Annotated in this window: 13 protein-coding genes and 1 pseudogene; 2 read left to right on the forward strand and 12 right to left on the reverse strand. The window is 67.3% G+C overall.

Features of this window, described 5'->3' with window-relative positions:
• Window positions 1–7 precede the first annotated feature (7 nt).
• Window positions 8–232 (forward strand): annotated as a pseudogene (locus tag MKK63_RS25440) (L,D-transpeptidase); the annotation flags it as partial.
• Window positions 233–259: 27 nt separating this feature from the next.
• On the opposite strand, the gene dnaE reads toward MKK63_RS25440, so the two are convergent.
• Window positions 260–3,778 carry a DNA polymerase III subunit alpha gene (dnaE, locus tag MKK63_RS25445; protein ID WP_244006604.1) on the reverse strand — a complete coding sequence of 1,173 codons (3,519 nt, stop codon included), beginning with the start codon at window positions 3,776–3,778 and terminating at the stop codon, window positions 260–262.
• A gap of 537 nt (window positions 3,779–4,315) precedes the next feature.
• Between dnaE and MKK63_RS25450 the strand changes: the two genes are divergently transcribed.
• Window positions 4,316–5,566: a glycosyltransferase gene (locus MKK63_RS25450; protein WP_244006607.1), complete on the forward strand. Its 1,251-nt coding sequence runs from the start codon at window positions 4,316–4,318 to the stop codon at window positions 5,564–5,566.
• 252 nt (window positions 5,567–5,818) lie between these two features.
• On the opposite strand, the gene MKK63_RS25455 is transcribed toward MKK63_RS25450, so the two are convergent.
• The 11 genes from MKK63_RS25455 to nuoL all read right to left on the reverse strand — a co-directional run bounded on the left by MKK63_RS25455 (window position 5,819) and on the right by nuoL (window position 19,053).
• Entirely contained in the window at window positions 5,819–6,079 is a 261-nt protein-coding gene (locus MKK63_RS25455) for a hypothetical protein (RefSeq protein ID WP_244006609.1), read from the reverse strand.
• A gap of 323 nt (window positions 6,080–6,402) precedes the next feature.
• Entirely contained in the window at window positions 6,403–7,116 is a 714-nt protein-coding gene (locus tag MKK63_RS25460) for an ABC transporter ATP-binding protein (protein WP_244006610.1), read from the reverse strand.
• Between the two features lie 13 nt (window positions 7,117–7,129).
• A complete protein-coding gene (locus MKK63_RS25465) occupies window positions 7,130–8,434 on the reverse strand; it encodes a lipoprotein-releasing ABC transporter permease subunit (RefSeq protein WP_244006611.1) in 1,305 nt (434 codons plus the stop codon).
• A 9-nt stretch (window positions 8,435–8,443) separates the two neighbouring features.
• A complete protein-coding gene (gene proS / locus MKK63_RS25470; protein ID WP_244006612.1) occupies window positions 8,444–9,769 on the reverse strand; it encodes a proline--tRNA ligase in 1,326 nt (441 codons plus the stop codon).
• A 760-nt stretch (window positions 9,770–10,529) separates the two neighbouring features.
• A complete protein-coding gene (locus MKK63_RS25475; RefSeq protein WP_244006613.1) occupies window positions 10,530–10,856 on the reverse strand; it encodes a DUF1467 family protein in 327 nt (108 codons plus the stop codon).
• A gap of 4 nt (window positions 10,857–10,860) precedes the next feature.
• Complete coding sequence (gene mce / locus MKK63_RS25480; RefSeq protein WP_244006614.1) at window positions 10,861–11,265, reverse strand: methylmalonyl-CoA epimerase; 405 nt, start codon at window positions 11,263–11,265, stop codon at window positions 10,861–10,863.
• Between the two features lie 198 nt (window positions 11,266–11,463).
• Complete coding sequence (locus MKK63_RS25485; protein ID WP_244006617.1) at window positions 11,464–13,137, reverse strand: ribonuclease J; 1,674 nt, start codon at window positions 13,135–13,137, stop codon at window positions 11,464–11,466.
• An 18-nt stretch (window positions 13,138–13,155) separates the two neighbouring features.
• Window positions 13,156–13,959: a biotin--[acetyl-CoA-carboxylase] ligase gene (locus tag MKK63_RS25490; protein ID WP_244006618.1), complete on the reverse strand. Its 804-nt coding sequence runs from the start codon at window positions 13,957–13,959 to the stop codon at window positions 13,156–13,158.
• 7 nt (window positions 13,960–13,966) lie between these two features.
• On the reverse strand, window positions 13,967–15,412 hold the full coding sequence (nuoN, locus tag MKK63_RS25495; RefSeq protein WP_244006619.1) for an NADH-quinone oxidoreductase subunit NuoN: 1,446 nt from the start codon (window positions 15,410–15,412) through the stop codon (window positions 13,967–13,969).
• 10 nt (window positions 15,413–15,422) lie between these two features.
• On the reverse strand, window positions 15,423–16,943 hold the full coding sequence (locus MKK63_RS25500) for an NADH-quinone oxidoreductase subunit M (protein ID WP_244006620.1): 1,521 nt from the start codon (window positions 16,941–16,943) through the stop codon (window positions 15,423–15,425).
• Window position 16,944: 1 nt separating this feature from the next.
• Entirely contained in the window at window positions 16,945–19,053 is a 2,109-nt protein-coding gene (gene nuoL, locus MKK63_RS25505; RefSeq protein ID WP_244006621.1) for an NADH-quinone oxidoreductase subunit L, read from the reverse strand.
• Between the last annotated feature and the right edge of the window lie 42 nt (window positions 19,054–19,095).

Genomic DNA, 19,095 nt, shown 5'->3' on the forward strand with positions numbered 1-19,095 from the left:
CGGGGTCTGCGGCGTGCCGGGTGGCGCCTGCAAGCCGCTCGGGCCGCGGACGCTCTACCTCTACCGCGACGGGCGCGACACGCTCTACCGCCTGCACGGCACCACGGAGCCGTACACGATCGGCACGCTGGTGTCCTTGGGCTGCGTGCGCTTCCTGAACCAAGACATCATCGACCTGTACGCGCGGGTGCCGATGGGTACGTGGGTGGTGCCAGAAAGGCGGTCGCGTTGACGGGTACCACCCGGTTTAGGCAGCCCCTCAACTCACCTCCACCTGCACCACCCCCGGCACGGTCCGGAGCTGGCCGGCCAGCGCCGGGCTCGCCTGGAATTTTCCGGGCAGCCGGATTTCCACCTCGCGCTCGCCGCCGTCGAGCTTGAGGATCAGCGAGACCTCGCTCTCGCCGCGCATCGACAGCCGCTGCTGCACCGGCGCGACCCCGCGCGGGTCGCTCAGGTGGATGCGGATCCCCTTCTGGTGGCGCGCAACCGCCTGGTCGAGGGGCTCCGCGGTGAGGATCCGGGCGCGCACGTCCTCGCCTTCCAGGTTCGCCTGGAGTTGCAGCACCAGCGGGCGGCCGGGCTCCAGGATGTCGCGGTACTGGCCGAGGCCCTCGGAGAAGATGATCGCCTCGAAATGCGCGGTCCGGTCCGACAGGGTGACGATGCCCATCTTGTTGCCGGTCTTGGTCCGCCGCTCCGCTCGGTCGAGCACCGAGGCTGCCACCCGGCCGACGCTCGACGTCCCGGCCCGCACGGCGCGGCAGAAATCCGTCCAACTCTGCACCCGCAGCTTGTCGAGCAGGTTGCCATACTCGTCGAGCGGATGGCCCGAGATGAAGAACCCGATCGCCGCGTATTCGCGCTTCAACGTGTCGGCCATTGGCCAGATCTCGTGGGGCGGGATCCGGAGCGAGACATCGTCCGCCACCACGCCGCCGAACATGTCGGTGACGCCGGCGGTCTCGGCCTCCGCCGCGCTGGCGGCGAGCTTCATCATCGGCTCCACCGCCGCGAAGGCGCGCGCCCGGTCGGGCTCGATGCAGTCCAGCGCCCCGGCCTGGACGAGGCTCTCCAGGGTGCGCTTGTTGATCATCCGCGGGTTCAACCGGCGGGCCAAGCAGGCGAGGTCCTTGAACGGCCGGTCGCCGCGCGCCTCCACCAGCGCCCGCACCGCCTCGCGGCCGACGCCCTTGATGGCGGCGAGCGCGTAGTAGATCCGACCGTCGCGCACCTCGAACACCTCGCCGGAGGTGTTGATCGAGGGCGGCTCGACCACGATCTTCAAGCGCTGCGCGTCCTGACGGAATTCGGCGAGCTTGTCGGTGTTGTCGATGTCGAGCGTCATGGCGGCGGCCAGGAACTCGACTGGATGGTTCGCCTTCAGATAGGCGGTCTGGTAGGTCAGTAGCGCGTAGGCCGCCGCGTGGCTCTTGTTGAAGCCGTAATCGGCGAACTTGGCGAGCAGGTCGAAGATCTCGTTGGCCTTGGCCTTGTTCAGCCCGCGCTCGGTGCAGCCCTTCAGGAACCGGTCGCGCTGCGCGTCCATCTCCGCGCGGATCTTTTTACCCATGGCGCGCCGGAGCATGTCGGCCTCGCCCAGCGAGTAGCCCGCCAGAACCTTGGCGATCTCCATCACCTGTTCCTGGTAGACGATGATGCCGAAGGTCTCCTTCAGCATCGGCTCCAGCTTGGGATCCGGATACCAGGACGCCTCGTTGCCGGCGTCACGGCCGAGCTTGCGCTCGCAATAGACCGGGATGTTGGCCATCGGGCCCGGCCGGTAGAGCGCCACCAGGGCGATGATGTCCTCCAGCCGGTCGGCCTGCATCTCGCAGAGCGCCTTGCGCATGCCGGCGGATTCCACCTGGAACACGCCGACCGTCTCGCCCCGGCCCATCGGCCCATAAGTTTCTTTGTCATCGAGCGGCAAGGCGGCCAAATCGATCTCGATGCCGCGCTTCTTCAGCAGATCGGTGCAGCACCGCAGCATGGTGAGGGTCTTGAGACCCAGAAAGTCGAACTTCACCAGGCCGGCCTGCTCGACCCATTTCATGTTGAACTGGGTCACCCGCATACCGGTCTTCGGATCGCGGTAGAGCGGGACCAATTCCTCCAGCGGGCGGTCGCCGATCACCACACCGGCCGCGTGGGTCGAGGCGTGGCGGTGCAGGCCCTCGAGCTTCTTGGAGATGTCGATCAGCCGGCCGACGACCGGCTCCTCCTCCATGGCCTGCTGGAGCTTCGGCTCCCCCTCGATCGCCTGGGCCAGCGTCACGGGGTTGGCGGGGTTCTGCGGCACGAGCTTGGTCAGCTTGTCGACCTGCCCGTAGGGCATTTCCAGCACGCGGCCGACATCCCGCAGCACGCCGCGGGCGAGCAACGTACCGAAGGTGATGATCTGCCCGACCTGCCCCTCGCCGTAGCGCTGCTGCACGTACTTGATCACCCGCTCGCGACCCTCGACGCAGAAGTCGATATCGAAATCCGGCATCGAGACGCGCTCGGGGTTGAGGAAGCGCTCGAACAGCAGGCCGAAGCGCAGCGGGTCGAGGTCGGTGATCAGCAGCGACCACGCCACCAGCGAGCCGGCGCCGGAGCCGCGGCCCGGACCCACCGGGATGTCGTGGTCCTTGGCCCACTTGATGAAGTCCGAAACGATCAGGAAATAGCCCGGGAACTTCATCGAGACGATGACATCGAGCTCGAAGGCGAGGCGCTTGCGGTAATCGTCTTCCGAGAAGCCCGGCGCGGTGCCGTGCTGCTTCAGGCGCAATTCCAGCCCGGCCTCGGCCTGCCGGCGCAGCTCGGTCGGCTCGTCGGCCGAAATCGTCTGCACGCCCGTTTCCGCCGCCTCCGCGAGAGCCTCCGCCATCGGCGGTGTCTCGCCCGCCGCGACCTTCGAGAAATTCGGCAGGATCGGCTTGCGGGTCCGTGCCCGGACGGCGCAGCGCATGGCGATCTCGACGCTGGCCTGCAGCGCGTCCGGCAGGTCGCGGAACAGCTCGCCCATCTCGGCCCGGGTCTTGAAGGCGTGGCTCGGCGTCACCCGGCGGCGGCGGTCGTCCGAGACGATGCGGCCCTCCGCGATGGCGAGCAGCGCGTCGTGGGCGTCGTAATCGTCGGGCTTGGCGAAGTAGGGCTCGTTCGTCGCAACGATCCCGAGGCCGTGGCGGCCGGCGAGTTCGAGGAGCGCAGTCTCGATCCGTCCCTCCTCGGGCTGGCCGTGGCGCTGAAGTTCGACATAGAGCCGATCCTCCCCGAACGCCTCCTTCAGGCGCTTCAGGCGGGCGAGCGCCAGCTCGGGCCGGCCGGCTCGGAAGGCTGTGTCGAGGGGGCCGGAGGGACCACCGGTGAGCGCGATCAGCCCGTCCGAGCCGCCGACAAGAGCCGCGGCATCCAGGCGGGGCGATTCACCGAGCGCCGTGTCGAAATAGGCATGGCTCGCAAGCCGCAGCAGGTTGGCGTAGCCGGTCTCGTCCTGGGCGAGCAGCACGACGCCGTGGCTCGTCGGTGCGTTCCGCTGATGCGGATCCGCCGCCTCGAAGGCGACCGAGAGTTGCACGCCCGCAATCGGCTGAACGCCTTCGCCCGCCGCCTTCTCGGAGAATTCGAGAGCCCCGAACAGGTTGTTGGTGTCGGTGAGCGCCAGAGCCGGCTGCCGGTCGGCGACCGCAGCCTTGATCAGGGAACCGACCTTCAGCGCGCCTTCGAGCAGGGAGTACGACGAATGGACGTGGAGGTGGACGAATCCGACCTCCTTGAGCTGTCGTGGCATGACCGACCTTGTTCCGGGGACGCACAGCATCCCCGCTCGGCCTTTCCAAGTCGACGGACCCGCAGCCTGCTCCGAACGATATCCACCGGTCGTGCCCCGGAAGCACCAGTTCGGGCCTCCCCTGTGGACAATCGACGCCGAAGGGTGGATCGCCTGTGCATAACCCGGTCGCGATAGGAACCGGACGGAAAAAGGCAGCCGTGGGCTAACGCACCGGTGCCAACGCTATCGCCCAAGCTGCGACTGCCGCGAATAGCATTCCGAAGGCCATGAACTCCAGCATTCCGATCAGGACCAATCCCTTCAGCATCGTCGCGTCTCCGTGTTCCCGATGCATTATGTTCATGTTTTGTTCTAAATGAAAGGCCGCTGAGTAACACGTCTGCTAGCGCCTATAGTTATGGTAAAAAGTATCTTGATACGGATCGGACAGGCTGGCATGCCCCGCGCCGAGAACACGCTCGTCTTCTGAACGGGGGTTCGAAGGAGCACGCCATTACCGCGCACCAGACGGCCGAGCGATGCGACGTCGCCCTTGTGGCCGTCGGCACTCACGGCGACGTGTTGCCGTTCATCGCTCTGGGTTACGAGCTGACCAAGCGCGGCCATGGCGTCTCGCTGGCGGCGCCGGCGCCGTTCGAAGCGATGGCCCGCCGGGCCGGTCTCGCCTTCGAACCACTCGGCACCGTGGCCGATTACGAGGCGGTGATACGCCAGCCGGATCTCTGGCACCCGCAGCAGGGCTTCCGGCCGATGTTCGACTTCGCCCTGCAGGTCGCGGAGGCCACCTGCCTGTGGCTCGGGGCGACCCGAGCGCGTGGAATCGACCTGCGGGTGGTCGCCTCGCCCCTCGGCTGGGGCGCGCGGCTCGCCCAGGATCTCTACGCACTCCCAACCGCCACGCTGCACGTGATGCCATTCTTGATCGAGAGCCGGTTCGACCCGCCCCGGCTGCCCGGCCTGCCGCTGCCGCGCATCCTGCCGGCGTCGTTGCGGGCCTATGTCAATCTCGGCGTCGATGCCGTCGCGGTCGGCCCGTTCACGCTGCCGCCGCTGAATGCGCTCCGCGCGCGCCTCGGCCTCGATCCGGTCAACCGGCTGCGGCACTGGTGGAACAGCCCCTCGCGCATGCTCCTGATGTTCCCCGATTGGTATGCCGCGCCGCAGCCCGACTGGCCGGCCCAAGCGGTGCAGCTCGGCTTCCCGCTGGTCGACCGGTTCGGCGACGTGCCGGCCATGCCGCCGGAACTCGACGCTTTCCTGGCGGCGGGCGAGCCGCCGGTCGTCTTCACCTACGGCTCGGCCATGCGCCAGGGTGCACCCTTCTTCGACACCGCCGTGCAGGTCTGCCGGCGCATGGGCCGGCGCGGCGTCCTGCTCGCGCCTCAGGGCGGGCAGATCCCGAAGCCCCTGCCGGCGGGGCTCATTCACCTGTCCTACGCGCCGCTGAGTACGCTGCTGCCGCGCAGCGCCGCTTTGGTCCATCACGGCGGCGTCGGGACAGTGGCGCAGGCGTTGGCCGCGGGCATTCCGCAGCTCGTGGTCCCGGTGGCGTTCGACCATTTCGACGAGGGCCGGCGACTCAAGGATAGGAACCTCGGCGCGACGCTCAACCGTCGCGCGTTCCGGCCTGCCCGCGCGGCGCGGGTCCTGAGACGATTGCTCGCCGATCCCACGGTCGCGCGCGCCACGGCGGCTGCCCGGGCGCGGATGGCGGGGGGGCGCAACGCGATCGCCGACGCCTGCGACCAGATCGAGGCGCTGGCTGCCGCCGGGCACCGATCCTGAGCGAGTCCCGCAAACGTGGCCGCCGGTTTTGCGGTGAAAACCTGTGACCGGACAAGCACCGCAGCCGAGTTTCAGCAAAGCCGAAGCCGGCCGCCGCTTCAGGGAGCAGCCGCCGGCTCCGACGATTCATCCCGGGATCACTGGCCCAGCAGCACGCCTGCCGAGCCGACCAGGGTCATGAGGATGCCGCTCACGAAGGCGCCGATCATGACGTAGGAGAGGGGCTTGAGCTTCATCCGTTGTGGCGCCGGATCAGCAGCGATGGCCGCCGGCGGTCTGGCCGTACTGCTTGATCGGCCGGGTCTGCTGGTTGGCGTTGCCCTCGGCGGCCGAGCTCATCGGGCAGCCCTCGTAGAACGGAGCGTCGTGGACACCGAGACCGAGCGCACCGGTGGTCTCGGGCGCGTGGGTGGTGAAGCCGGTCCAGCGGGCCTCGGGGGCGGCAAACGCGGAGGACAGCGGCGTAGCGGCCAGGACAAGAGCCGTGCAGGCGGCGGCAAAGCGATTCTTCATGGATATTAACCTGACGAATTGAAGTGACTCTGGGTCGTCTTTCGCAGTTGTTCTTGCGTAATTGAAATATAGGGACGTAATGCTCTTCAGGACGTGACGCGCCGCACGCGGCGAGATGGATTAAAAGACACGGGCATTTCCGCGCCGGCTCTGACAGCATGGGCGCTGGCGGCGCTCCGGAACAGCCGCCGATCCGACCGAAGGCGATCCCTCCGCTTCCATACGAGGAGTGGCATGCCCCCGGGTCGGGCGCGGCAATTTCGGGCGTATAGAAGTCAAAGGGATTGCGCGCGAAGGCCCGCCGGAAGGCCGGGCAACCCAGCTCAGTCGAGCGGCGTGATCAGCCCGTCCCGGATCGTCACCCGGCGGTCCATGCGGGCGGCGAGATCCAGGTTGTGGGTCGCAACGAGGGCGGCGAGGCCCGAGGCGCGGACCAGGGCCATCAGCACCGAGAAGACGTGGCCGGCGGTGCCGGGATCGAGGTTTCCGGTCGGCTCGTCGGCGAGCAGCAGCCGCGGGCCGTTGGCGACCGCCCGGGCGATGGCGACGCGCTGCTGTTCGCCGCCGGACAATTCGGCCGGGCGGTGCGGCAGCCGGTCCTTGAGGCCGAGGAATCCGAGCAGCTCCGTGGCGCGGGCCTTCGCCTCGGCGCTTTTCAGGCCGCGGATGAGCTGCGGCATCACCACGTTCTCCAGTGCCGAGAACTCGGGCAGTAGGTGGTGGAACTGGTAGACGAAGCCCATCTCCTCGCGCCGCAGGCGGGTGCGCTCGGCATCCACCATCGCGGCGGTGGGATGGCCGCCGATATAGACCTCGCCCCCGTCCGGCCGCTCCAGGAGCCCGGCAAGGTGCAGGAGCGTCGACTTGCCGGCGCCGGATGGCGCCACCAGCGCGACCAGCTCGCCCGGCCAGATCGCGAGGTCGGCGCCGCGCAGGATCTCCAGGGCGCCCTCGGCCTGGGGATAGCGTCGCTCGACGCGGGAAAAGAACAGGGCCGGCACCGGCGGGTCGCCGGCGGGCTGGCTCGTATCGCTCATCGGATGCAGCCCGTCAGCCGTAGCGGAGGGCCTGCACCGGATCGAGCCGGGCGGCGCGCCAAGAGGGATAGAGCGTCGCCGCGAGCGACAGCAGCAGCGCGGTGATCACCACGGCGGTGATCTCCTTCGGGTTCATCTGCGCGGGGATCTCGGCGAGGAAGCGCACGGTCGGGTCCCAGGCGCCCGGAAACAGCACATGCTGGATCGGCTTGATGTTCAGCGTGATCAGGATGCCGAGCCCCAGGCCGCTCAAGGTGCCGACCACGCCGATGAGCGCGCCGTTGATCAGGAACACCCGCATGATCGTGCCAGGCGTCGCCCCCATGGTGCGCAGGATCGCGATGTCGCTCGACTTGTCGCGCACCAGCAAGATCAGGCCGGAGACGATGTTGAGCGTCGCCACCACCACGATCAGGCTGAGGATCAGGAACATCACGTTCCGCTCGACCTCCAGCGCCCCGAAGAAGGTCCGGTTGCGCTGGCGCCAGTCGGTGAGCAGGATCGGGCGCTCGGCCGCCATCTCCAGGGGCTCGCGCATGTCGCCGACATGATCGGGTTCGTCGACGTAGATCTCGATCATGCTGACGTCGCCGTCCTTGTTGAAGAACGCCTGGGCCTCGGTCAGCGGCATGAACACGAAGGTCTGGTCGAACTCGGTCATCCCGACCTCGAACACCGCCTTCACGGTGTAGCTCTTGGTGCGCGGCGCGGTGCCGAAGGGCGTGGATGAGCCCTTGGGCGTCACCAGCGTGATCGTGTCCCCGGCCTGCAACCCGAGCGTGTCGGCGAGCCGCCGGCCGATCAGCACGCCGGTGCCGTCATCGAACCCCTCCAGGGTTCCGCCGCGGATCGAGGACGAGACGGCCGCGAGCGCGTCGAGATCGGCCGCCCGCACGCCGCGAATGATCACCCCGGAGCCGCCATATTGCGACGAGGCGAAGGCCTGCCCCTCGACCAGGGGCACCGCGGCGCGCACCCCCGCGACCTTGGACAAGCGCTCCGACAGGTCGGTCCAGTCGTTGAACGGCCGGTCGATCGGCGTCGCAAAGAGGTGGCCATTGATGCCAACGATCTTGGACAGCAGCTCCGCGCGAAACCCGTTCATCACCGAGAGCACGATGATCAGCGTGGCGACGCCCAGCGCGATACCCAGCACCGAGAAGAACGCAACCACCGAGACGCCGCCGCCCCGGCGGCGGGCGCGCAGATAACGGCCGGCGAGGATCCACTCGAACGGCGCGAAGGGTGCTGTGCCCGTGCCCTGGCGGAACGCGGCCGCGAAGCCTTTGACCCGGTCCAGCGCCGCTGATGCCGCCATCGGCACGGCTCAGACGCGCCGGATGCGTGCCAGCAGATCGACGATGGCGAGGCTCTCGCGCTCACCCCCGGCGCGCCGCTTCAGCTCGACCTTGCCCTCGGCCAAGCCCTTCGGTCCGACGATCACCTGCCAGGGCAGGCCGATCAGGTCGGCGGTGGCGAACTTGGCACCGGGCCGCTCGTCGCGATCATCGTAGAGCACCGACAGGCCGGCATTCTCGAGATCCGACTGGATCTGCGCACAAGCGCCGTCGGTGGCAGTGTCGCCGGTCTTGAGGTTGATCAGCGCCACGTCGAACGGCGCGACGGAATCGGGCCAAATGATCCCGGCCTCGTCGTGGCTCGCCTCGATGATCGCCGCCACCAGCCGGCTTGGGCCGATGCCGTAGGAGCCCATATGAACCGGGCGCTCGATCCCGTCCGGCCCGGCGACCTTGGCGCCCATCGGCTCGGAATACTTGGTGCCGAAATAGAAGATGTGCCCCACCTCGATGCCGCGGGCCGCCAGCCGGCTCTCCTCGGCGACCTCGGCGAAGGCCTCCTTCTCGTGCATCTCCTCCGTGGCGGCGTAGTGCGAGGTCCAGGCATCGACGATGCCCTGGAGGCCGGCGATGTCCTCGAAATCGACCGTCTCCGGCGGGATGTCGAAATCGAGATAGGCCTTGTCGCAGAAGACCTCGCTCTCGCCGGTCTTGGCCAGGATGATGAACTCGTGAGACAGGTCGCCGCCGATCGGGCCGGTATCGGCGCGCATCGGAATCGCCTTCAGCCCCAAACCAGCGAAAGTGCGTAGGTACGCCACGAACATGCGGTTGTAGGCATGGCGGGCGCCCGCCTGATCGAAATCGAACGAATAGGCGTCCTTCATCAGGAACTCGCGCGAGCGCATCGTGCCGAAGCGCGGCCGCACCTCGTCACGGAACTTCCACGAGATCTGGTAGAGGTTCTTCGGGAGATCCTTGTAGGAGCGCACGCTCGCCCGGAAGATCTCGGTGACCATCTCCTCGGCGGTTGGGCCGTAGAGCATCTCGCGGTCGTGCCGGTCCTTCAGGCGCAGCATCTCCTTGCCGTAGGCGTCGTAACGCCCGGATTCCCGCCACAGCTCAGCCGATTGGACCGTGGGCATCAGGATCTCGATGGCGCCGGCGCGATCCTGCTCTCGACGGACCACCGCGCAGACGCGCTCCAGAACCCGCAGTCCGAGCGGCAACCACGCGTAGATGCCGGCCGATTCCTGGCGGACCAAGCCGGCACGCAGCATCAGCCGGTGCGAGACGATCTCGGCTTCCTTGGGCGTCTCGCGCAAGGTCGGCATGAAGTAGCGGGAGAGACGCATGTCGCCAAAGTCTTGGAAAGGGGGCCGGCCGGGAGGAGCCGCGGCGCGTCGGCACACAACACGTGGGAGCCGCAAATTACAAGCACTGCGCGACCACGACGCGGCGTAATCGCGGCGAAGCCGTGGCGCCGGCCGCTCTGCGGACCGGCAATGCCCGATGGGAGAGCGGTCTGCCTATTTGCCGGCAAGAAAGCGCAGTTTTTTCTCGCAGACCCGGTGACAACACGAATTGTTGTTCCTATAAGCGAGCGGCGATGTTTGCGATGCCCGGAAGAGGCGGCGCAAGGTCCGAGTCTCGGGAGGAAAAACGGCCGCCCCGCAAACAATGCGGAGGATATTCAAGGCCGAGCCATCTAAAGCTTGAAAGCAAGGCCTCGGGCCTTGCTTTTTTTATGCGCGCTTCAGGCCCGCGGCAGGTTGGCCGCTGTAAACAGCGGTGCTTGCGCGGAGAACGGGCGGTGCCGCCGGGTTTTCGCGCGGCGGGGGCAAGCCTTTAATCCATCTCGGTTTTTTCGGACGGCAAGGTTGGCCCGGTTCAGCTCGGGTGAGCCCGCCAGGCACTTCGAGATCCGCCGGGCCGACGCGCTGTGGGCTTGGGTTCTCCTCGACGACGCCGACGAGACAATCGCCGAGTCCGATCGAGCTTATCCATCGGTCGCGCAGACCTCCCCGTCAGCGCTGGCTTTCGCCCATCGGGTGGCGCGGGCCGGCTAGTCGCTGACGGCGCCGCCGTCGTTCGGCACCCTGCTCTTAAAGCGCCCTACAGCCCGGTCAGCGGGAAGATCGCCAGCGCGAGCAGGAAGGCGGCCCCGGCCACTAGCGTGGTCCAAATCGCCTTCTCGCGCAGCCGCGGTCGCGCAGGCGCACCGGGATCCTGCCCGGGCACCACATGGGTCGGCCGCGTCTCAGGCTGGTTGCGCAGGGGCAGGACCGCGAAAAGCAGCGTCCACCACACCACAAAGTAGAGGGCGATCGCGCCCCCCACGGTGAGCTTGAACAGACCGACCCCCGCCGCCACGAAGGCGGCGACCAGCACCGTGATCACGCCGAGCGTGATTGGCGTCGAGCGGGCCAGGGCGGTCATCATCGGCTCACACCTGTTCCAGCTCGACCAGGGTGCCCAAAAAGTCCTTCGGGTGGAGGAACAGGACCGGCTTGCCATGGGCGCCGATCCGCGGCTCACCGGTACCGAGCACCCGGGCGCCCTGCGCCTTCAGCATGTCGCGGGCCGCCAGGATGTCTTCGACCTCGTAGCAGACATGGTGGACGCCGCCGCCGGGATTGCGGTCCACGAAGGACGCGATCGGCGAATTCTCGCCGAGCGGGGCCATCAGCTCGATCTTGCTGTTGGGAAGTTCCACGAAGACGACGGTGACGCCGTGCTCCGGCTGCGGCAGGGGCGGCGTGACCGTGGCGCCGAGCGTATCGCGGTAGATCGCGCAGGCGGCGTCGAGGTCCCGCACGGCGATCGCCACATGGTTGAGACGGCCGATCATGATGGTTCCTCCCCGGCGTGCTCGCTCCCTCTCCGGAAGCTTTGTTCATTCGTCGGCAGGGCTCAGCCGCCGCGTGGGCGCGACGTGTTCCCTCTCCCGTGTGGGAGAGGGGGTTTGAGCCTCACGGCGCAGCCAATCAGGAAGATCAGCCGCCACAAGTCGTTATAGACTATGACGACCTGAGATCGGCAGCCAGTCTCAAACTTCCACAACCTGCACGTGGCAGGCCGGTTTCTTGCCCCAGACCTCGTTGACCGCGGTGCGCACGGCCCGGTCGACCGCCTTCTCGACGCCCTCCGAGTCCTTCAGCTTGCCCCGCGACAGGCCCGCCAGGCTGCGCGAGACCGCATCCACGATGGTCTCGATCAGCGGGTCGCCAGAGCGCCCGCGGTTCGGCAGGCCGATGATGTCGACCGCCGGCTCGCCGAGCACGACGCCGTCCTCGTCGATAGCGATCGCCACCGAGACAAGGCCCGCCTGCATCAGCTTGCGCCGCTCGGGGATCGCCCGGTCCTTCTCGTCGATCAGGACGTCGCCGTCCTTGAACAGGCGACCGACCTTTACGTGGTCGATCACCGCGGGCGTACCGGGGCTGAGGCGGATCAGGCTGCCATTGCGGGCCTTGACGACGTTCTGAACGCCCTGCGCGCGGGCAAAGCGAGCATGCTCGTCGAGGTGGAGCGCCTCGCCGTGGACCGGGATCGCGGTGCCGGGACGGGTCCACTTGTACATCTCGACCATCTCGTCCCGGCGCGGGTGGCCGGAGACGTGGACGAGAGCGCTGCGGTCGGTGATCACCTCGACGCCCTGCTCGATCAGGTCATTGATGATCGAACCGACATCGCGCTCGTTGCCGGGGATAGCGCGCGAGGAGAAGATCACCTGATCGCCCGCGGCGAGGCTGATATCCGGATGGTCGCGGCGGGAGACCCGGGCCAACGCTGCCCGCGGCTCGCCTTGGGAGCCAGTGAGCAGGGCCACGACCCGCTCGCGGGGCAGGCTCTTCCAGGAATCGGCGCGGCGGAACTCGGGCAGGCCGTCGAGGTAGCCGCACTCGCGGGCAACGTCGATCACCCGGTCCATGGCCCGGCCGACCGCCACGATCTCGCGGCCGCAGGCCACGGCCGCCTCGGCGACGGCACGGATGCGGGCCACGTTCGACGCGAAAGTGGTCACCGCGACCCGGTGGGGCGCCTCGGCGATCAGGGTCTTGAGGGTCGCGGCGACCTCGCGCTCGCTCGGGGAGAAGCCCTCGCGGACCACGTTGGTGGAATCGCAGACCAGCGCGAGGATGCCCTCGTCGCCGAGCGCCGTGAAGGCCTCCGGCGAAGTGATCTCGCCGGCCACCGGCGTCGGATCGATTTTCCAGTCACCGGTATGGACTACGAGACCGGCCGCCGTGCGGATCGCGATTGCGTTCGATTCCGGGATCGAGTGCGAGACCGGGACGTATTCGAGCTCGAACGGCCCGACGGTGATGCGCCGGCCGGGCTTGACCTCGCGCAGGTCGACCTTCGGGGCGCCCGGATCCGAGAGGCGGCGGGTCTCCAGCAGGTTCTTGGCGAAGCGCGTCGCGTAGACCGGCGCCTTGACGCGCGACCACAGCTCGGAGATCGCCCCGATATGGTCCTCGTGCGCGTGGGTGATGAAGATCCCGAGCAGGTCCTTGCGCCGTTCCTCGATGAACGAGAGGTCCGGGAACATCAGGTCGACGCCCGGCATGTTCTCCTCGCCGGCGAAGCCCATGCCGCAATCGACCATGATCCATTTCCGGCCCTTCTCCGGCCCGAAGCCGTAGAGCGCCGCATTCATTCCGATCTCGCCCACGCCGCCGAGCGGCAGGAAGACCAGCTCCTCCTGTCCCATTGCCATCTGTATCGTCGTCCAAACTCAGGCCGCCGTCGCGGCCGTTCCGAAATGCACCTCGCCCGCCGTCACGGTATGCCGGTTCCCATCGGGGGCGAGGATCACGAGCCGCCCCCCCTCGTCGATCGTCTCGAACACGCCCTGCAGGATGTGTCCGCCGCTGTGCACTGCGATCTCCGATCCGAGACCGGCGGCCCGCGCCAGCCAATCGGCGCGCAGGGCAGCGAAATTCCGTCCTCGGTCCCAGGCGCGCGCGCGTGCGGCCATCCGGTCCGAGAGCTGTTCCAGTAGCGCCTCCGCACCGCCGGCGTAACCCATCGCCGCCAAGCTTGTTGCCGGCAACCCGTCCGGGGCGGCCGCGACGTTGACACCGAACCCGACGATGACGGCCCGCCGGCCGCCAGGTACCGTCTCAGCCTCCAGCAACAGACCAGCCAGTTTCGCTCCGCCGAGCAGCACGTCGTTCGGCCATTTGAGCTTCAGAGATCGGGCGGCGATGCTGGATGCGGTATCCGGCAGGGTGCCGCAGGCCGCCTCGAGCGCCTCGATCAGGGCAAGGCCCGCAACGAAGCCCAACTCGGCGAGGTGCACGGGCGCAACTCCGGTGACCGGCCAGAGCACGCTCGCCGCGAGGTTGCCCGGCAGTGAGGCCCAGCTGTTGCCGCGGCGGCCCCGCCCCGCCTCTTGCCGATCCGTTGCGATCCACAGCGGCCCGATTTCGCCCGCACGCGCCTGTGCCATCGCCTCCGTGTTGGTGGAGCCGAGCGAATCATGGACGTGCAGGCGATGGCCCTGGGCGCGCGCCTCGGGCCCGAGTCGGTAGCGCAACGTCGTGCTAGAACAGCGACTTGGCGGCCCGCCCCGCGGCACCGACAAGCGGCCCCGGCAGCAGGAAAAACAGCACCACCACGACGCTCGACAAGGCGAGCACCACGCGCAGGCCCGGGGCCATCGCCTCGTAGGGCTCCTTCGGCTCGTCGAAATACATGATCTTGACCAGCCGCAGGTAGTAGTAGGCGCCGACCACGCTGGTCACAACGCCGATCACCGCCAGCGTCACGAGGCCGGCCTTGATGGCAGCGGCGAAGACGTAGAATTTCGCGAAGAACCCGGCGAGCGGCGGAATACCGGCCAGCGAGAACATCATCGCGGCAAGGCAGAAGGCCAGCCACGGATGCGTGCGCGACAGGCCCGACAGATCCTCGATCTTTTCGAACATCACGTCCCGGCGCCGGAGCGATAGGATGATCGCGAAAGTGCCGAGCGTCATTGCGAGGTAGATGATCATGTAGGTGACGAGCCCGCTTATCCCCTCCTCCGAGCCGCAGGCCAAGCCGATCAGCGCGTAGCCGATATTGGCGATCGAAGAGTAGGCCATCAGGCGCTTGATCGAGCTCTGGCCGATCGCCGCGAAGGAGCCGAGCGCCATCGACGCCACAGCGACGAAGATGAAGATCTGCTGCCAGATCGCCGTCACGTCCGGCATGGCGCCGATGAAGACCCGTACGGTCATTGACACCGCCGCCATCTTCGGCGCGGTGGCAAAGAAGGCGGTCACCGGAGTGGGCGAGCCCTCGTAGACGTCGGGCGTCCACATGTGGAACGGCACCGCCGACATCTTGAAGCACACGCCCGCGGCCAGGAACACGATGCCGAGCACGATGCCCAGGCCCGCATTCTCGTTCAGCGCCGAGACGATACCGGGGAACGAAACCGTGCCGGTGAAGCCGTAGACCAGCGAGGCGCCGTAGAGCAGCATGCCGGAGGAGAGCGCGCCGAGGACGAAGTACTTGAGGCCGGCCTCGGTGGATTTGCTGTCGTCCCGGTGGAAGGCGGCGATCACGTAGGCGGCGAGCGATTGCAGCTCCAGGCCGAGATAGAGTGCGATCAGATCGTTGGCCGAGACCATCACCATCATGCCGATGGTGCAGAGCACGATCAACACGGGGAACTCGAACCGGTCGATCCGTTCGCGCTTGAAGAAGTCGTGCGCCAGCAGGATCGTGGCCGAGGAGCCGAGCAGCACCAGCGACTTCATCACCTTGGAGAAGGAATCCGAGACGAACGCCCCCGACAAGGTCGTGATCCGCCCGTTCACCGGCTGGGAGATCACCACCGAGAGGGCGACGAGCAGCAGCACCAGAGCACCGACGCTCACGGCCTCGGCGGAGCGCTCGCCGCGCCAAGCGCCGTAGAGGATCAGGAGCAGGACGCCGATGCCGAGGATCAGCTCGGGCAGGAGCGGCGCCAGTGAGGGCAGGACGGAGTGGACGGTGGTCATCAGGTCCGTCTCAGCGCGCGACCGGCAGCGCGGCGGCCGCGGTCTGGGTGTTGGACAGGGCGGCCTTCATGCTGGTCATCAGCGCGTCGGTCGAAGGCGCGAAAACGTCGAGCACGGGAGCCGGGTGCACGCCGTAATAGATCGTCAAAGCCACCAGCGGGGCCAGGATGATCTTTTCGCGCAGATCCAGATCCAGGATGCCCTGAAGGTTCGGCTTCTCCAGCTTGCCGTAGATCACCCGTGCGTAGAGCCACAGCGCGTAGCCCGCCGACAGGATGATGCCGAAGGTCGAGAAGAAGGCGACGTTCGGATTCGCCTTGAAGGCGCCGAGCATCGACAGGAACTCGCCGACGAAGCCGGACGTGCCGGGCAGGCCGACATTGGCCATGGTGAACACCATCATGGCCACCGCGTAGAGTGGCATCCGCTTTACGAGCCCGCCATAGGCGGCGATCTCGCGGGTGTGCATCCGGTCGTAGACCACGCCGACGCAGAGGAACAGCGCGCTCGCCACGATGCCGTGGGAGATCATCAGGAACAGCGCGCCCTGGATGCCCTGCTCGTTCAATGTGAAAAGGCCGAGCGTCACGAAGCCCATATGGGCCACCGACGAATAGGCGATCAGCTTCTTGATGTCGGTCTGCATCATCGCGGTGAGCGAGGTGAAGATGATCGCGATCACCGAGAGGGCGAAGACCAGCGGCGCAAAATCCTGGCTCGCCACCGGCAGCATCGGCAGCGAGATCCGGATGAAGCCGTAGCCGCCCATCTTCAGGAGGATGCCGGCCAGGATCACAGAGCCGGCGGTGGGCGCCTCGACGTGGGCGTCGGGCAGCCACGTATGGACCGGCCACATCGGCATCTTCACCGCGAAGGAGGCGAAGAAGGCGAGCCACAGCCAGGTCTGCATCTGCACCGGGAAGCGGTATTGCAGCAGGGTCGGGATGTCGGTGGTGCCGGCCTGCCAGTACATCGCCATCACGGCGAGCAGCATCAGCACCGAGCCGAGCAAGGTGTAGAGGAAGAACTTGAAGCTCGCGTAGACCCGACGTGCGCCGCCCCAGATGCCGATGATCAGGAACATCGGGATCAATCCTGCCTCGAAGAACAGGTAGAACAGCAGCAGATCGAGGGAGGCGAACACGCCGATCATCGTCGTCTCAAGGACGAGGAAGGCGACGAAGTATTCCTTCACCCGGACGTTGATCGAGTTCCACGAGGCGCCGATGCAGAACGGCATCAGGAACGTGGTCAGCAGGATCAGCGGCATCGAGAAGCCGTCGACGCCGAGCTTGAACCGGATCGTCTCGGTGAGCCACGCATGGCTCTCCACCAGCTGGAAGCTCGACGAGGCGGCGTCGTAGCGGCTCCAGGCGACCAGCGAGAGCAGGAAGGTGACGATCGTTGTGGCGAGCGCAGCCCAGCGGGTGTTGCGCGCGACCGATGCCTCGTCGCCGTTCAGCGTCAGAATGAAGGCCGCGCCGCAGAGCGGCACGATCAGCAGGCCGGAGAGGATGCCGAGGCCGAGCATATCAGTGAGCCCCCTTGGGCAGGCCGGACATCAGGTACCAGCTGATCAGGCCGGCGACGCCGATGAGCATCACGAAGGCGTAGTGATAGAGGTAGCCGGTCTGGAGGCGGACCACTCCGCGGGTCACGTCCACGACGCGGGCCGCGATGCCGTTCGGGCCCAGCCCGTCGATGATCCGGCCGTCGCCCTGCTTCCACAGGAAAAGGCCGAAATCCTTGGCCGGGCGGACGAAGATCCGATCGTAGATTTCGTCGAAGTACCACTTGTTGAGCAGGAACCGGTACAGCGACGGCTGTTGCGCGGCGAGCGCGCCCGGCAGTTCCGGCCGGCGGATATACATCCAGAAGGCCAGCACGAAGCCGAGAATCAGCATGATCAGCGGCGAATACGAGACCAGCGCCGGGACCTCGTGGATCTCGTGCATGATGTGGTTGTTCGGGCCGTGCGCCAGGGCGTGGCCCCAGAACGCGTCCATCCCCTCGCCGATGAAGCGATTGTGGAAGACGATCCCGGCGAACAGCGCCCCGAAGGCGAGGATCGCCAGCGGGACCGTCATCACCAGCGGGCTTTCGTGGGGCGTGTGGTCGCCGTGATGGCCGTGGCCGTGATGGTCGTCGGCGACGACGTCGCTCTCGTGGGCCGGCTCGATGTCGTGGCCCTTGTCGTCGTGGGCGACACCTTCCGTGTGGCCGGGCGCCCCATCCGCCTCGTGCGCCATGGTCGCGTGTGCGACCGCGGGGGCGTCGTGCTGATCGTGCGCCGCATGCGCACCCCAGCGGGCCGGACCCTCGAAGGTCATGAAGAACAGGCGCCAGGAATAGAACGAGGTGAAGAACGCCGCCACCACGACGCACAGGAACGCCAGCGTGTGCCCGGGCCGGGTCGAGGCGTAGGCCGCCTCGATGATCGCATCTTTCGAGTAGTAGCCGGCGGTGTAGGGAAATCCGATCAGCGCGAGGGAGCCGATCGCCATCATGGCACTGGTATAGGGGATGTAGCGGCGCAGGCCGCCCATGTTCCGCATGTCCTGCTCGTGGTGCATCGCGTGGATGACCGAGCCGGCCCCGAGGAACAGCAGCGCCTTGAAGAAGGCGTGGGTGAACAGGTGGAACACGGCGGCCGAGTAGGCGCCGACGCCGAGCGCCACGAACATGTAGCCGAGCTGCGAGCAGGTCGAGTACGCGATCACCCGCTTGATGTCGTTCTGCACGAGGCCGATCGTGGCCGCGAAGAACGCCGTGATGCCGCCGATCACGGTCACGACGACCAGCGCGTTCGGCGCCTCCTCGAACAGCGGCGACAGGCGGGCGACCATGAACACGCCGGCGGTCACCATGGTGGCGGCGTGGATCAGCGCCGAGACCGGAGTCGGGCCTTCCATGGCGTCCGGCAGCCACGTGTGCAGCAGGAACTGCGCCGACTTGCCCATGGCGCCCATGAACAGCAGCAGGCAGGCCAGCGTCAGGGCGTTCCAGTCGTAGCCGAGGAAGTGGAACGAGAGCGTCTTGATCGCGTCGACCTTGCCGAAGATCGCGTCGAACGCCACCGAGCCGGTCAGCACGAAGACCAGGAAGATGCCGAGCGAGAAGCCGAAATCGCCGACCCGGTTGACGATGAACGCCTTCATGGCGGCGGCGTTGGCCGAGGGCTTCTCGTACCAGAAACCGATCAGCAGGTAGGAGGCGAGGCCCACGCCCTCCCAGCCGAAGAACATCTGCACGAGGTTGTCGGCTGTCACCAGCATCAGCATGGCGAAGGTGAACAGCGACAGGTAGGCGAAGAACCGCGGCCGGTGCGGATCCTCCTCCATGTAGCCCACGGAGTAGAGGTGCACGAGCGTCGAGACCGTGGTCACCACCACGAGCATCACCCGGGTCAGGGTGTCGACCTTGAAGGCCCAGTCGACCTGCAGGTCGCCGGCCGAGAACCAGGACGCGACCTGCACCCGCTCTGCGTGGCCGCCGTCGAGGAACACGCCCCAGGCGATCAGCGCCGTGAAGGCGAGGAACGCCGTGGTGATGTACTCGCAGGCCCGCGCCCCGATGTACCGGCCGAACAGGCCGGCGATCAGGAAGCCGATGAGCGGGAAGAAGACGATCGCGTGATACATCGCTCTCTTGCAGTCCGTCCTCCGGGCCGGCCGCGAGGCGGC

This window comes from Methylobacterium sp. J-088 (genome assembly GCF_022829295.1).
Taxonomy (GTDB): Bacteria; Pseudomonadota; Alphaproteobacteria; order Rhizobiales; family Beijerinckiaceae; genus Methylobacterium.

What these genes read in the sequence shown, in the direction of transcription:
- dnaE (WP_244006604.1), bottom strand. Translation starts at nt 3,778, where the DNA reads ATGCCACGACAGCTCAAGGAGGTCGGATTCGTCCACCTCCACGTCCAT.
- MKK63_RS25455 (WP_244006609.1), bottom strand. Translation starts at nt 6,079, where the DNA reads ATGAAGAATCGCTTTGCCGCCGCCTGCACGGCTCTTGTCCTGGCCGCT.
- MKK63_RS25460 (WP_244006610.1), bottom strand. Translation starts at nt 7,116, where the DNA reads ATGAGCGATACGAGCCAGCCCGCCGGCGACCCGCCGGTGCCGGCCCTG.
- MKK63_RS25465 (WP_244006611.1), bottom strand. Translation starts at nt 8,434, where the DNA reads ATGGCGGCATCAGCGGCGCTGGACCGGGTCAAAGGCTTCGCGGCCGCG.
- proS (WP_244006612.1), bottom strand. Translation starts at nt 9,769, where the DNA reads ATGCGTCTCTCCCGCTACTTCATGCCGACCTTGCGCGAGACGCCCAAG.
- MKK63_RS25475 (WP_244006613.1), bottom strand. Translation starts at nt 10,856, where the DNA reads ATGATGACCGCCCTGGCCCGCTCGACGCCAATCACGCTCGGCGTGATC.
- mce (WP_244006614.1), bottom strand. Translation starts at nt 11,265, where the DNA reads ATGATCGGCCGTCTCAACCATGTGGCGATCGCCGTGCGGGACCTCGAC.
- MKK63_RS25485 (WP_244006617.1), bottom strand. Translation starts at nt 13,137, where the DNA reads ATGGCAATGGGACAGGAGGAGCTGGTCTTCCTGCCGCTCGGCGGCGTG.
- nuoN (WP_244006619.1), bottom strand. Translation starts at nt 15,412, where the DNA reads ATGACCACCGTCCACTCCGTCCTGCCCTCACTGGCGCCGCTCCTGCCC.
- MKK63_RS25500 (WP_244006620.1), bottom strand. Translation starts at nt 16,943, where the DNA reads ATGCTCGGCCTCGGCATCCTCTCCGGCCTGCTGATCGTGCCGCTCTGC.
- nuoL (WP_244006621.1), bottom strand. Translation starts at nt 19,053, where the DNA reads ATGTATCACGCGATCGTCTTCTTCCCGCTCATCGGCTTCCTGATCGCC.